General features: G+C 63.6%; 11 protein-coding genes. 4 read left to right on the top strand and 7 right to left on the bottom strand.

Features of this window, described 5'->3' with window-relative positions:
- Nucleotides 1–3: 3 nt before the first annotated feature.
- Entirely contained in the window at nucleotides 4–345 is a 342-nt protein-coding gene (locus ACM6UT_RS08110) for a TfoX/Sxy family protein (RefSeq protein WP_416796842.1), read from the top strand.
- Here the strand turns inward: ACM6UT_RS08110 and ACM6UT_RS08105 are convergent.
- The 5 genes from ACM6UT_RS08105 to ACM6UT_RS08085 all read right to left on the bottom strand — a co-directional run bounded on the left by ACM6UT_RS08105 (nucleotide 333) and on the right by ACM6UT_RS08085 (nucleotide 5,249).
- Nucleotides 333–740: an NUDIX domain-containing protein gene (locus tag ACM6UT_RS08105; protein WP_416796841.1), complete on the bottom strand. Its 408-nt coding sequence runs from the start codon at nucleotides 738–740 to the stop codon at nucleotides 333–335. The two genes, ACM6UT_RS08110 and ACM6UT_RS08105, sit on opposite strands and share 13 nt — an antisense overlap.
- Nucleotides 740–2,224, bottom strand: a complete 1,485-nt coding sequence (locus ACM6UT_RS08100; protein ID WP_416796840.1) for a DEAD/DEAH box helicase — start codon at nucleotides 2,222–2,224, stop codon at nucleotides 740–742. The genes ACM6UT_RS08105 and ACM6UT_RS08100 overlap by 1 nt, the downstream gene beginning before the upstream one ends.
- 269 nt (nucleotides 2,225–2,493) lie before the next feature.
- Nucleotides 2,494–3,783, bottom strand: coding sequence for a M23 family metallopeptidase (locus tag ACM6UT_RS08095; protein WP_416796839.1), 1,290 nt, complete (start codon nucleotides 3,781–3,783; stop codon nucleotides 2,494–2,496).
- Nucleotides 3,784–3,943: 160 nt separating this feature from the next.
- Nucleotides 3,944–4,771: a ferritin-like domain-containing protein gene (locus ACM6UT_RS08090; protein WP_416796838.1), complete on the bottom strand. Its 828-nt coding sequence runs from the start codon at nucleotides 4,769–4,771 to the stop codon at nucleotides 3,944–3,946.
- A 1-nt stretch (nucleotide 4,772) separates the two neighbouring features.
- Nucleotides 4,773–5,249: a peroxiredoxin gene (locus ACM6UT_RS08085; protein ID WP_416796837.1), complete on the bottom strand. Its 477-nt coding sequence runs from the start codon at nucleotides 5,247–5,249 to the stop codon at nucleotides 4,773–4,775.
- A gap of 123 nt (nucleotides 5,250–5,372) precedes the next feature.
- Between ACM6UT_RS08085 and ACM6UT_RS08080 the strand changes: the two genes are divergently transcribed.
- Nucleotides 5,373–8,786, top strand: a complete 3,414-nt coding sequence (locus tag ACM6UT_RS08080) for a hypothetical protein (protein ID WP_416796836.1) — start codon at nucleotides 5,373–5,375, stop codon at nucleotides 8,784–8,786.
- A gap of 55 nt (nucleotides 8,787–8,841) precedes the next feature.
- Here ACM6UT_RS08080 and tyrS read toward each other — a convergent pair whose 3' ends face one another.
- On the bottom strand, nucleotides 8,842–10,095 hold the full coding sequence (gene tyrS / locus ACM6UT_RS08075; protein ID WP_416796835.1) for a tyrosine--tRNA ligase: 1,254 nt from the start codon (nucleotides 10,093–10,095) through the stop codon (nucleotides 8,842–8,844).
- A 124-nt stretch (nucleotides 10,096–10,219) separates the two neighbouring features.
- Between tyrS and ACM6UT_RS08070 the strand changes: the two genes are divergently transcribed.
- Both ACM6UT_RS08070 and ACM6UT_RS08065 read left to right on the top strand, forming a co-directional pair.
- Nucleotides 10,220–11,365, top strand: a complete 1,146-nt coding sequence (locus ACM6UT_RS08070) for an anhydro-N-acetylmuramic acid kinase (RefSeq protein ID WP_416796834.1) — start codon at nucleotides 10,220–10,222, stop codon at nucleotides 11,363–11,365.
- 112 nt (nucleotides 11,366–11,477) lie between these two features.
- Nucleotides 11,478–12,647, top strand: a complete 1,170-nt coding sequence (locus ACM6UT_RS08065; protein ID WP_416796833.1) for a GGDEF domain-containing protein — start codon at nucleotides 11,478–11,480, stop codon at nucleotides 12,645–12,647.
- A gap of 70 nt (nucleotides 12,648–12,717) precedes the next feature.
- Here ACM6UT_RS08065 and ACM6UT_RS08060 read toward each other — a convergent pair whose 3' ends face one another.
- Nucleotides 12,718–13,395 (bottom strand): alpha/beta hydrolase, encoded by a 678-nt coding sequence (locus ACM6UT_RS08060; protein WP_416796832.1) that lies wholly within the window; start codon nucleotides 13,393–13,395, stop codon nucleotides 12,718–12,720.
- Nucleotides 13,396–13,539 lie beyond the last annotated feature (144 nt).

Below are 13,539 nucleotides of genomic sequence, written 5' to 3'. Positions count from 1 at the left end.
AGAATGGAGAACGAAGCGCTTGAAGAAGTATTCCAGTCGCTCGGCCGTGTGACGATCCGGCGGATGTTCAGCGGCAAGGGCATCTATCACGACGGACTGATCCTTGCGCTCGTCGTCGACGGCGAACTGCTCCTGAAGGCTGACGAGGTGAGTGCTCCGCTCTTCGAGGAGGCGGGTGCGCGGCGCTGGGTCTACAGCGGCAAGGCGAGGAAGAATCCTGTCCGTATGCCCTACTGGTCGGTGCCGGATGCAGCCTATGACGATCCGGAGGAAATGGCGACTTGGGTGCGGCTTGCCTATGAGGCTGCGCTCAGGGCACCGCCGGGGCGCAGTCAGCGCAAGTAGGGAAGAAGGGCCGCGGTGAATGCCGAGAGCGGTTGCGGCAGGTCGTCGAGGGGGAACCAGCCGATCTCGGCGATCTTGTCCGGCTCGGTCAGTTGCGCCTCTCCCTGCGCATCGCTCGTCCGGTAGAGGAGCGAAATCCAGTGCTGGCGGTCGGCGTCGATGATCTGCTCGGTCGCACACACGAATTCGATTTCGCCGATCGAGAGGCCGGTTTCTTCCTCGGCCTCGCGCCTTGCCGCCTGTTCGGCGGGCTCGAGATGGTCGACCTTGCCGCCAACGATGTTCCAGAAACCGGCTTCCGGCGCTTTCAGCCGGCGGGCGAGCAGGAGTTTTCCGTCGCGCAGGATTGCGAGCCCGACGCCGACGCCCGGAAAATTGACGCCGGGCAGGCCCATCAGGCCTTGGCCTGGATCAGCATGAAGGCAGGGATGTCGTCGCCGAAGCCGACCGGGGTCGGGCCGTCGTCGCGGTCGCGGTAGTGGTTGCGGCGCTCGCGGCGATCGTCGTTTGCCGGGTTCGGCGTCCTGCCGCCGCGGGCCGGACGCTCTGCGTGGCTCGGTCGCTGATCCTTCTTCCGCTCTGCCTTCACGCTTTCCGTCCTTGCTGGCGTCTCTTCGATCTCTGCGGCCACAGTCTGCTCGATCTTCTTTTCAGATTTGTGACCTGCAGCATCACGCCGGCCGCGACCCTTGTCCTTCGACCCGCGACGGGCGCGCGATTCGTCGTGTTCGGCGGGCGACGGCAGGGCGGTGAGGTCGCCGTTCTGCCATTCGATCTTGGTACCGATCAGCTTCTCGATGGCATCCAGATGCTTGGTGTCGGACCTGGTGACGAGCGTGAACGCCTTGCCCGAACGTCCGGCGCGACCGGTGCGGCCGATGCGGTGGACATAGTCCTCCGCGTGGATCGGAACGTCGAAGTTGAAGACGTGGCTGACATCCGGGATGTCGAGGCCGCGGGCGGCGACGTCCGAGGCGACGAGCAGGGTGATCTGGTTGTCCTTGAAGCCTGCGAGCATGTTGGTGCGTGAACGCTGGTCCATGTCGCCGTGCAGCGCGCCGACGGAGAAGCCGTGGCGTTCCAGCGAGCGGAAGAGGTCGGCGACATCCTTCTTGCGGTTGCAGAAGATGATCGCGTTCTTGAGGTCGTCCTGCTCGCGGATGAGGTTGCGCAGTACCTCGCGCTTCTCGTAGTCCTTGTTGTTCGAGGCGACGAGCCGCTGGGTGACCGTCTTCGCGGTCGACGACGGCGGGGCGACCTCGATCCGCTCCGGGTTCTGCAGGAAGCGGTCGGCCAGCTTCTGGATCTCCGGCGGCATTGTCGCCGAGAAGAACAGCGTCTGGCGGGTGAAGGGGATCATCTTTGCGATGCGCTCGATGTCGGGGATGAAGCCCATGTCGAGCATGCGGTCGGCCTCGTCGATGACGAGGATCTCGACGCCGGTCATCAGGAGCTTGCCGCGTTCGCAATGGTCGAGCAGGCGGCCGGGTGTGCAGATCAGCACGTCGGCGCCGCGTTCGAGCTTGCGGTCCTGTTCATCGAAGGAGACGCCGCCGATCAGCAGGGCGACGTTGAGCTTGTGATTCTTGCCGTACTTCTCGAAGTTCTCGGCGACCTGCGCGGCGAGTTCGCGCGTCGGCTCGAGGATCAGCGTGCGCGGCATGCGGGCGCGGGCGCGGCCCTTTTCGAGCAGCGTCAGCATCGGCAGCACGAAGGAGGCGGTCTTGCCCGTTCCCGTCTGTGCGATACCGCAGATGTCGCGGCGTTGCAGCGCGAAGGGAATGGCACCGGCCTGGATTGGGGTCGGGGTCGTGTAGCCGGCATCGGTGACGGCTGAAAGTACTTTTTGGCTCAGGCCAAGGTCAGAAAACGTGGTCAATGGGGGATCTGTTTCTGTTCCGGTTCTTGCGAACACAATTCGAACGCCTGCGAAGCGCCGGCGTCAACGTAAGCGCGGGATAGTGCCAAAATCCCCGAAAGTCAAGAAAACTGGACGATCTGTCGTAATAAAGGGTGAATGTAATCCCTCAACTGCGAGAGTGCGACATCATTACTGCGGCAACGGCCATGGCAAGCACGCCTCCGTCCGCACGATTGACCACCTTTACTACGCGCCGCGTCGTCAGCAACCGACGCGGCGTATACACGTCAATCGATCAGCGCGGAGAGCTTAAATCCGGCGTTGACGAAATGCATCGGATCGGTCGGCGCGCCGTTGCGGCGGACTTCGTAGTGGAGGTGGGGACCCGTGGAGCGGCCGGTGCTTCCGGATTGTCCGATGACGTCTCCCGGCGCGATCTCGTCGCCGACCTTGACCAGAATGCGCGACATGTGTCCGTAGCGGGTGGTGAAGCCCATGCCATGGTCGATCTCGACCATGTTGCCGTAACCGCCGACGGAGCCTGCCGTGATCACCTTGCCGCGGCCGGCGGCGCGGATTTCGCCGCCTACCGGGGAGCGGAAGTCGATTCCTGCATGGAGTGCGAGCCGGCCGAGGAACGGATCGCGGCGATTGCCGAACCCGCTCGTGATGTCGCGGCCGGGGGCGGGATTGCCGAAGGGGAGGTCTGTTGCCGTTTCACGGGCGGTCTCGAGGCGAGCGAGCGCATTGTCGAGGCCGTCCAGCGACGACTCGAAGGACGTGGCGGGCTGCGGTGCAAGGTAAGGACCGCCGATCGCGTCGGCAGCGGCAGCGGGCGTTTCCTGATGCACGTTCACACCGCTGCGGGCGAGGATGGTCTCGATCTGGTCTGCGGTCTCGACGGCACCGTCGGTGAGGTCGCGAATGCGGTCGAACTGTTCCTGTTCGATGTCCTTTAGCGAGATCGTCACCCGCGAAAAGATGCGATCGGTCCGGTCTGCAACCGATTCGCTGGCCGGCGCGTAGCCGAGCGCGGCGACCTCCGTTCCCTGCTGTTCCGTTGCCGGCGTGCCGAGCAGGTTTTCGATCGCCCTGACGCCGCCCGAGAGGCTGGCCTGCTTTGCGCCGATCACGGGTCGGGCGGCCGGTACGGGAGCTTCGGTGTCGAGGCCGGATTGCTCCGCCCGGTCGAGCAGGGCACCGAGCCGTCCGTCACGGGAAGAAAGCGCCATCTGCTGTTCCAGCAGCTTTTCAACCTTCTCCTCGACGACCTGCTGGTCGAGGAGTTGCCGGGACGTCACGCGGTCGACCTGCGCGCGCAGCGCTGCGATGCGATCCTCGTAGACATGTTGCATGCGCGCCTGCCGCGCCATGGAGGCGCCGATCAGGTTGTCACGCATGACGAGATAGGTGGTGGCGCCGAGATAGCCGATCGCCATGACCCCGCAGAAGCAGAAGGCGATGGCCGCCATCCAGGGCCGGACCGTCATGTGGCGGATATTGTCGCCGCTTGCGAGAATGATGACGTGCTGGGTCCGGCGCTTTCCGAAGACATGATGGCCTGCTCTTGCGGTCACGGGCTTTCCTCAACTGGGCCGGTCGGACACCGCGCGAGACGTTCCCTCTCGCAACGGGAGAGCTGGAGCTTCTTCGGCTCCTGCTGCCTCGTCGCAATTAGACATTGTTAAGGTTAACAAAGGCTTGAATTCGTTGGTCGCGGGAAGTGGCGGGCGGGCGTCAACCGCTGCTTGTCGAGGTGAGCGAGCGGTAGAAGGAAGGCGTCAGCCCGGCCTCGGCGCGGGCGAGGTCGTTGAACGGTGCCTTGAGCGCGCCGCGGAAGTTTGCGCGCACCAACTCCTGGAAGGTCCGTGCGGGATCTTTCCTTTCCCGTGCGCAGAGGAAACGGAACCACTTGGCGCCGATCGCGACATGGCCCTTCTCGTCGTCGTAGATGACCTTCAGCACATCGGCGCTCTCGACATCGCCGGTTTCGCGCATTTTCTCCTGCAGCGAAGGGGTGACGTCCAGCCCGCGGGCCTCGAGAATCAGCGGGACCACGGCGAGCCTCGCCGTCAGGTCGTTGCGGGTCGAATGGGCCGCCTGCCAGAGGCCGTCATGGGCCGGCATGTCGCCATAGTCTGCGCCGAGGGCGCGAAGGCGTTCGCGCACCATGCCGAAATGCTTGGCCTCCTCGAAGGCGACCTGCATCCAGCCGTCGAAGAAGGAGTGCGGGACCGGCTCGGTCGCAAAGCGCGCGACGATGTCGAGGGCGAGATCGACGGCGTTGAGTTCGATATGGGCGAGTGCATGGAGGAGCGCGATCCGGCCCGGCAACGTGTGCAGCGAACGCTTCTCGACGGCCTTCGGCGGAACGAGCACCGGCCGTTCGGGACGACCGGGGCGATCGGGTAATTCCGGGTCGAGCGGGGAGCGGAGCGAGAGCCAGCGGGCATGCCAGCGGCGGGCGGTCTCCTGCGCGAGTGCGGTCTTGCGGTCGAGGTCGCTCGCGCTGATCGCGAGCGTCACTCCGGCGCGCAGCGACCCGATGTCATTCAAGTCGGGCATTTCAGGTCTCTCCGAGCGTGGCGATGGCGTCGAGCACCTCTTGGGCGTGGCCCTTGACCTTGACCTTGTCCCAGATCCTGACGATGCGGCCGTCGGGACCGATCAGGAGCGTTGTGCGCACAACGCCCATGAAGGTGCGGCCATACATGCTCTTTTCCCGCCACACGCCGTATTCGGTCATCACTTTCGCGTCCTCGTCCGAGGCGAGGATGACGGTCAGTCCGTGCTTGGTGATGAACTTGTCATGGCTCTTCACCGGGTCGGCCGACATACCGACGACGACGGCGCCCTTCTTCCCGAACTCGGGGGCGAGTGTGGTGAAATCGATCGCCTCGGCGGTGCAGCCCGTCGTGTTGTCCTTTGGATAGAAGTAGAGAACGACCGGGCGCCCGGCGAATTCCTTCAGCGACACGGTACCTCCGCCGTCGCGGGGGAGTTCGAAATCCGGTGCCAAGTCTCCAGATACCAATTCCGCCATGGGATAACCTTTCTTTTGCCCGTTTTGTGGATGAAATACGCGGCCATCGATATATAGTCCGCACGGCTGCAGTCCAACATCGGATTGCGTCGGGAGCGGGCAAACGGAGACAGTCGCCAGCACATGGGAGAAATCCGCGGCGAAAAGGTAAGGTTCAGCAAGAAAGACATCGTTCCCTTGCACGACCTGCCGTCTGCGCGCGCCGAGGATCCGCTGATCGTGCATTGTCCGGCACGATCCACATGGTTGGGCAGGACCGCGCGCTTCATATTCGGTCTGTTCCTGCTCGCCGCCATCCTGAGCGGCGGGTTTTTCGTCGTGATCGAGAGCGGAGCGCTCGACGCTACCTTCGCGGGCGGCGCACAGAGAGTTCTGAACGGCGCGCTCGCCCCGCAATATCGCGCCGAAATCTCCGGCACGGCTGTACGATTCTCCAAGGAATGGAAGCTCGCCGTCGAGGCGCGTGATGTCTCCGTGTACCGCAAGGGCGACGGACTCGTCGCGGCGGAGACGGAAGCGGTACGCCTCGTCGTCGACCCGATCGCGCTCCTTTCCGGCCGATTCTCCGTGAGCGAGATCGAGGCGGACGGTGTGTCCGTCGACGAATCGCTCTTTTCCTCCGGGCCGCCGCTCGATTTCACCAAGCTCAGGGTCGATGCAATCCCGACGCTGCTGGAGGCAGCGTTCACCCAGCTTGACCTCGTACAGAGCTTCATTTCAAAGGGCGGGCTCGATCGCATGCGTCTCGACGGGCTCGAGATCGCCATGGGCAAGGCGCGCGCCCGGCCGGTGCTGCTTTCGGTGCGCAACCTTATGATGGAGCGCGGCGTGGATGCGTCGCTGACGATTGCCGGAATACTGGCGATCAACGGCTACGAAAGCCCGATCTCGGCGAAAGCAACGAATGCCGACGGGCTGACGCGCTCCTTCAGCGCGTGGATCGGCGACGTGCGGCTCACGCCGTTCCTGCTCCGGCGCGATTCGCACGGCGACCCCCGCCAGGGATATGACGGCTCCGCGGAGGTGACGATCTCCGCCCGGCGCGGAACCGCGGCGGAGAAGCCGGCCGTTTCGATGATCGCGCAGACCCATGACGGCACGCTCTATCAGGACGGAAATCCGCAGGACGTGACGCGCGGCACGCTCAATTTCGCCTATGATTTCTCCAAGGACACGATCGAGGTCGCATCATCGCGCATCGATTTCGGGCCGATGGTCATGCCGATTTCCGGCGGCTTGATCGACCTCGACCGCTTGCCGGGAAGCGAAGCGGCGGGACCCGGCATCGGCATCGACCTGCTCGTCGACCAAGGGCTGGCCAGCGTGCCGTCCGCCGGTGAGCAGCCTTTCCCCTTCTCCTTCAAGATATTCGGGCGCTTTCTCTACGACACCGACGAGTTGCAGCTCGACACGTTGAGTGTCTCGACGCCGATGGGGCAGATGACCGGATCGCTCCGGGCACGCTTCTTCGAAGGCGAGGGGCCGGAGATCAGCTTCGGCGCACGGTTTGCCAACATGCAGACCACGGTCATCAAGCAGCTCTGGCCGTACTGGATTGCCGACAAGCCGCGCCGATGGGTGCTCGCAAACATCTTCGGCGGAACGGTGACCGAGGGCTCGGTGCAGGTCTTCATTCCGAGAGGGCGCATGTCGGTCGAGCCGCGGCCGCTGCACCTCGACGCGAACGAGTTGCAGATCAGTTTCGACATCGTCAACGCCCGGATGAACGTTACGGGGGATATCCCGCCGTTGCGCGACACCGATGCGCATTTCGAGCTCGCCGGGCCGAAGGTGACGACGATCATCAAGTCGGCGACCTCCTACTTCCCCTCTGGCCGCAGCGTGAAGGTCGAGGGCGGCGAGCTGGTTCTCGGTGAGATCTACACCAAGCCGCTGATGGCGGATATCAAGATCGCCGTCGCCGGCAGCGCGGACTCCGTCGCCGAACTGGTCTCGTTCCGCCCGATCAACGCCCTGAAGCGCGTCGGTTTCGAGGCCGCCGACTTCAAGGGAACGGTCAAGGGAACGGCAGAAGTGCGTCTCGGGCTGATATCCGAGCAGAACCCGCCCGAACCGGCGTGGAAAGCCCACCTCGATCTTGCCGGCGTCGATCTCGCAAAACCTTTCTCCGGGCGGAAAATCGACAACCTGAATGCCGCTCTCGACGTCGATCCGCGGGCTGCGCACCTCGAGGGCAAGGCCGACATCGACGGCGTGCCGATGGAGCTTGCGGTTACCGAACCCGTCGAGGACGATCCTGAATTCCGCCGTGAGCGCCACGTCAAGGTGGTGCTCGACGACAAGGCAGGTGTCCGTCATTTTGCGCCGGGTCTCGACCAGATCATCGACGGACCGGTCACGGTCGAGCTCGATCGCATCGACGAGAAGCGACAGGCGGTGAGCGCCGACCTTTCACGCGCGGCACTGACGGTCCCGTGGCTCGGCTGGACCAAGGGAGCCGGGATCGCCGCCAAGGTGAAGTTCGAGGTCACCGATGGCGAGAAGCAGTCCGTCATCGACAAGTTCGTCCTCGATGGTGATGGTTTCGGCGTCAGCGGTGCGATGACGGTCGGCAAGAACGGCCTCGTCTCCGCCGATCTCTCACGCGTCAGGCTGTCGCCGAGCGACGACTATTCGGTCGTGGTACGCCAGGCCAAGGGCGGCTACCAGGTCGCGGTCAACGGCAAGTCGGCGGATGTCCGCTCGCTGATAGACCGAATGAAATCGCCGGGGGAAGGCGGGGATGGTGACGCCGGCGCCGATCCGAGCGTCCGTATCGACGGCAAGCTCGACCGCATGATCGGTTTCGGTGACGAGACGCTTTCGAACGTGACGCTCGACTACGCGTCGCGCAGCGGCAAGCTCTCCGCGCTCGACTTTTCGGCCATCACCGCGAAGGGCCAGGCAGTCGTCGGGCAAATGCGCCGGCCGTCCGGCCTCGGTGAAGTGTCTGTGACGAGCGGCGACGCGGGCGCCGTTGCTCGCTTCGCCAACCTCTACAGCCGGATGAACGGCGGGTTGCTGAATCTGAAGATGAAGGAGAATGCCAACGGCATCTGGAACGGTTCCGTCGACCTGCGCAATTTCAGCCTCGACAACGAGCAGCGACTGCAGTCGATCGTCTCGACGCCTGCCGACGCTGACGGGCGGAGCCTCAACAAGGCCGTCAAACGGGACATCGACGTCAGCTCCGCACGCTTCCAGCGCGGTTTCGTCCGGCTGATCTACAGTGACGGGACACTGCGGATCGAAAACGGCGTCGTGCGCGGCGAGCAGGTCGGCGCGACCTTCCAGGGGCTCGTTCGCGACAGCCAGGGGCGGATCGACCTGACCGGTACCTTCATGCCGGCCTACGGGCTGAACCGCCTCTTTGCCGAACTGCCGGTGATCGGCATCCTGCTTGGCAACGGCCGCGACCGCGGCCTTCTCGGCATCACCTTCAAGCTCACCGGCGCGACCGAGCAGCCGAAACTCGTCGTCAATCCGCTGTCGATCATCGCGCCGGGCGTCTTCCGGCAGATCTTCGAATTCCGATAAGAAAAAGCCGGCGCGTCAGGCGCCGGCTTGTGTGTGCGATCGGGATGCGGCCGGATCAGGCCGGGCGCACCAGAATATGCTTTTTCTTGCCGAGCGAGAGCTTGATCACGCCATCAGCCGTGACTTCGCCGGTGCCGACGGCCATGCGCTCGTCCGCGACCGGCTTGTCGTTGATGCGGACTGCGCCGCCCTGGACGTGGCGGCGAGCTTCGCCGTTGGAAGCGGCAAGACCCGCCCGGACGATCAGGCTGAGCAGGCCGACGCCGGCTTCGAGCTCGCCCGCGGGCACGTCGATCGAGGGAAGGTTGTCGGCGATCGCGCCTTCCTCGAAGGTCTTGCGGGCGGTTTCGGCCGCTTCCTCGGCCGCGGCGCGGCCGTGCAGGATCGCGGTGACTTCCGTCGCGAGGATCTTCTTCACCTCGTTGATCTCCGATCCTGCGAGGCTCGAAAGGCGTCCGACTTCACTCATCGGCAAGGTGGTGTAGAGCTTCAGGAAGCGCGGCACGTCCGCATCTTCGGTGTTGCGCCAGTATTGCCAGAAGTCATAGGCCGACAACATGTCCGCGTTGAGCCAGACGGCGCCGGTCGCCGACTTGCCCATCTTAGCCCCGGAAGAGGTCGTGAGCAGCGGCGAGGTCAGTGCGTAGAGCTGCGGCGTGCCCATGCGGTGGCCGAGATCGATGCCGTTGACGATGTTGCCCCACTGGTCGGAGCCGCCCATCTGCAGCCGGCAGCCGTAGCGCTTGTTGAGTTCGACGAAGTCGTAGGCCTGCAGGATCATATAGTTGAATTCGAGGAACGACAGCGAATGCTCGCGCTCGAGCCGGGTCTTGACGCTGTCAAAGGACAGCATGCGGTTGACCGAGAAGTAGCGACCGACGTCGCGGAGGAATTCGAGGTAGTTGATCGAACGCAGCCAGTCGGCGTTGTTGATCATCAGCGCATCCTTCCGGCCGTCGCCGTAGTTCAGGTAATTCGAGAAGACCTTCTTGATCGAGGCGATGTTGCTCTCGATCGTTTCGATGGTCATCAGCTGCCGCGCCTCGTCCTTGAAGGAGGGGTCGCCGACCATGCCGGTGCCGCCGCCCATCAGCGAGATCGCGCGGTGGCCGGTCGCCTGGAACCAGTGCAGCATCATGATCTGGATCAGCGAGCCCGCATGCAGGGAGGGTGCCGTCGGGTCGAAGCCGATATAGGCGGTCACGGTTTCCTTCGTCAGCAGGTCGTCGAGGCCGGATTCATCGGAAATCTGATGAATGAAGCCGCGCTCTTGCATCGTGTGGAGGAAATCGGACTTGAACTTCTTCATGACGACTGGGCTTTCTGGAAAACGGAATGCGGGAGTGGCGGCGCTTTAGCATTGTTTTTTGAAATGTGCACCTGTTTCGGTCATGAATGTTAGCGTGCGACCACGCGAATCGGCAGGGCAGGCCATGGGACAAATCTTCACTGCGATCGGACTGATGAGCGGCACGTCGATGGACGGGATCGACGTTGCGATGCTGGAAACCGACGGCGAGGGTATCGTCGTGCGACGGCAGAATCTTTCCGTCCCCTACGACCCGGCCTTTCGCGATCGTCTGAAGCAGGGTCTCGAAGACGCCAAGGCTATCACGAAACGCGACGAGCGGCCGGGAAGCCTTGCCGCTCTCGAATGCGACCTAACGCTACGTCATGTTGAGGCTGTCCGATTCTTCCTTAGCGAAAACAATATCTTGCCTGGTGATGTCGATGGGGTCGGTTTCCATGGGCAGACGGTTCTGCATCGCCCCGACCAGGCGCTGACGGTGCAGATCGGCGATGGTGCGCTGCTGGCGCGGGAAATCGGTATTCCGGTCGTCTACGACATGCGGGCGAACGACATGGCGCATGGCGGGCAGGGCGCGCCGCTCGTCCCCGTCTATCACGCCGCGCTCGCCCGCAACCTTCGCGATCCGCGGTGGCCGGTCTGCTTCGTCAACATCGGCGGCATTTCCAATCTCACCTGCGTCGCGGCCGACGGCGCGATCGTCGCCTTCGACAGCGGGCCCGGCAATACGCTGATCGATCAATGGGTGGAGACTCATGCCGGCATCCCCTTCGACCAAGGCGGGCGGATCGCCAGCGAAGGCCGGGTGCTTCCGGCACTTGCCGAACGCTATCTCGCCAATCCGTTCTTCACCGACGAGAAGCGCCGGTCGCTCGATCGAAACGACTTCCTGCCGCCGAAGGGCGGCGATGCCGAGCTTTCCGATGGTGCCCGGACCCTCGCCTTTGTGACGGCGGCGGCGATCTTCAGGTCGGCCGGGCATCTCGACGAGATGCCGAAGACGTTCGTGATCTGTGGCGGCGGGCGCCACAACGACATCATTATGGGCGATCTCAGGAGCGAAGCAGAGCGGATCGGCGCGGTCCTGCTGACGGCTGAGCAGGCGGGTTTCGACGGCGATGCCATGGAGGCGGAGGCCTGGGCCTATCTGGCTGTGCGTTCACTGAAGGGCTTGCCCCTGACCTTTCCGGCAACAACCGGGGTCGAAAGGCCGGCGACGGGCGGTCTCGTCGCAGGCTCGGATGCGATCTTTTCTTGCGCGCGACATTAATTCTTTGTTTCATACGTTTCGCATATAGTATCGAAGATTGCGCATTGTTTCTTGCTCGCGTATTGCGAGTGTTCTATGGCCATGAGTGGCCCCGGGGGTGGGTGTTAGCAGGATGGACGCGGCATTTTCGCTTCTGGTCGTGAACTTCGTGATCGCCCAGATCTTCGTGCTCGTGTTTGGTGTCGTCGCGTTCAAGGGACAGTCACGCCGTTCCGGTCTCGGCTTTGCCGTCGCCTTTGCGGTCGCATCGCTTTCGGCGCTCTGCGAAGCCCTGATCCCCATCACCGGTTATGTCCGCTTCTTTGCAATCGGCGCCTTCGTGACCATGTTCGGCGGCTTCTGCCTGCTCGCGCGCAGCATCACGCGGCATTACGGGCTCTGCATCGCGGATGGCGTCTTCGTGCTGCTGTTCGCGTTCGGCGTCTTCGCCGACTTCATGATCTACGATCTGCCGCGAGGAACAGTCGTCCAATCGGTTGCCTACCAGACTCCGTTCTTCCTGATGATGGCGCTCTCGGCCGCCGCCGTATACCTATCCAGCCGCCGTTCGGCAGCGGACATGACGCTGTTTTCGATGCTCTCCTTGAGCGCCGCCTACTTCCCGCTCAAGGCCTATGTCGCCGTTGCGGTTGGAGCTGGCGCCACGGCAGGCGGCTACCTCGCGAGCAAGTTCGCCCTCGTGTCCCAGGGACTGGGGGCCGTGCTGATCGTCGCGACCGGGCTCGCAATGGTTGGCGTCTTCGTCAAGGAAGCGATCGAGGACGCGGTGGCGAGGTCCGACATCGATCCACTTTCCGGGATCTTCAACCGGCGCGGCTTCGCAAGGCGCGTGGCGCCGCATCTCGATCGGGTGAGTGCGACCTCGGCCGGCGCGCTGATCCTGGCCGACATCGATCATTTCAAGCGAATCAACGACAATTTCGGCCACCATGCCGGCGATATCGTCATCCAGACCTTCGCCCGCGTGCTGCGCGACGCCGCCCCGACCGACGCCGAGGTGGCCCGCATCGGAGGCGAAGAGTTCGCGATCTACATCCCGGCAATCGACGGCGAGCTTGCGCGCGAATGCGCCTGCAATATCCGCGGCGCCATGTCGGCGGTCAGCCTCGGGCAGTTCTGCAACAACGAAACGATCACGGCGAGCTTCGGCGTCGCCTCGGTTCTCGGCGGTGACACGCTGGAGCGCGCGATGCAACGGGCGGATACTGCCCTCTATGCCGCCAAGGCGGCCGGCCGCGATCAGGTGCAGCTGGCCGGCGGTCCGCAGGCGCTAGCCTCCTGACGAAAAAAAAGAAGAGGCGCGGCCCTTGCGAGCCGCACCTCCTGTTTATCGGTGTCGAACGACCGAGATCTCAGCGGATGCGCTTGGCAGCCGGTTCCGGCACCAGCTCGCCGTCGAGACGGCGATCGAGGTAATCCTCGCATTCCATCAAAAGGCTTTCGGTCTGGCCGGAGAAGAAGTGGTTGGCGCCCGGGATCGTCTTGTGCGTGATCAGGATGCCCTTCTGGGTCTTCAGCTTGTCCACGAGTCCCTGGACATCCTTTTCCGGCGCTACCTTGTCGGCGTCCCCGTGGATAATCAGGCCGGAAGACGGGCAGGGCGCCAGGAAAGAGAAGTCATAGGTGTTCGGCTGCGGCGCGATCGAGATGAAGCCTTCGATCTCCGGACGGCGCATCAGGAGCTGCATGCCGATCCAGGCGCCGAAATTGTAGCCAGCGACCCAGCAGCTCTTGGAATCGGGATGCAGGCTCTGCACCCAGTCGAGCGCCGATGCGGCGTCGGAAAGCTCGCCGGCACCGTGGTCGAAGTCACCTTGGCTGCGGCCGATGCCGCGGAAATTGAAACGCAGCGTCGTGAACCCGCGCTTCTGGAACATGTAGAAGAGCTGGTAGACGATCTGGTTGTTCATCGTGCCGCCGAACTGCGGATGCGGATGCAGGATGATCGCGATCGGCGCGCTTTTTTCCTTGGACGGCTGGTAGCGGCCTTCGAGGCGGCCGGCCGGGCCGTTGAAAATCACTTCGGGCATGGATACTCCGGTCTTTCGTGTTTTTTCGGTTCCAGACTGTCCACAGGGCAGCACGATGACTTGACGAATGCAGTCAGCTTTTCTAGAACAAAGTTTAGAACCGTTCGAAACTGGATGATGGGTCACCCATTGTTGGACGTGTCA

The organism is Ciceribacter azotifigens (assembly GCF_048159625.1).
In the GTDB taxonomy this organism is placed as follows: Bacteria; Pseudomonadota; Alphaproteobacteria; order Rhizobiales; family Rhizobiaceae; genus Allorhizobium; species Allorhizobium azotifigens.
The sequence above is the reverse complement of the archived record's forward strand: the minus strand, read 5'-3'. Positions and strand labels throughout refer to the sequence as shown.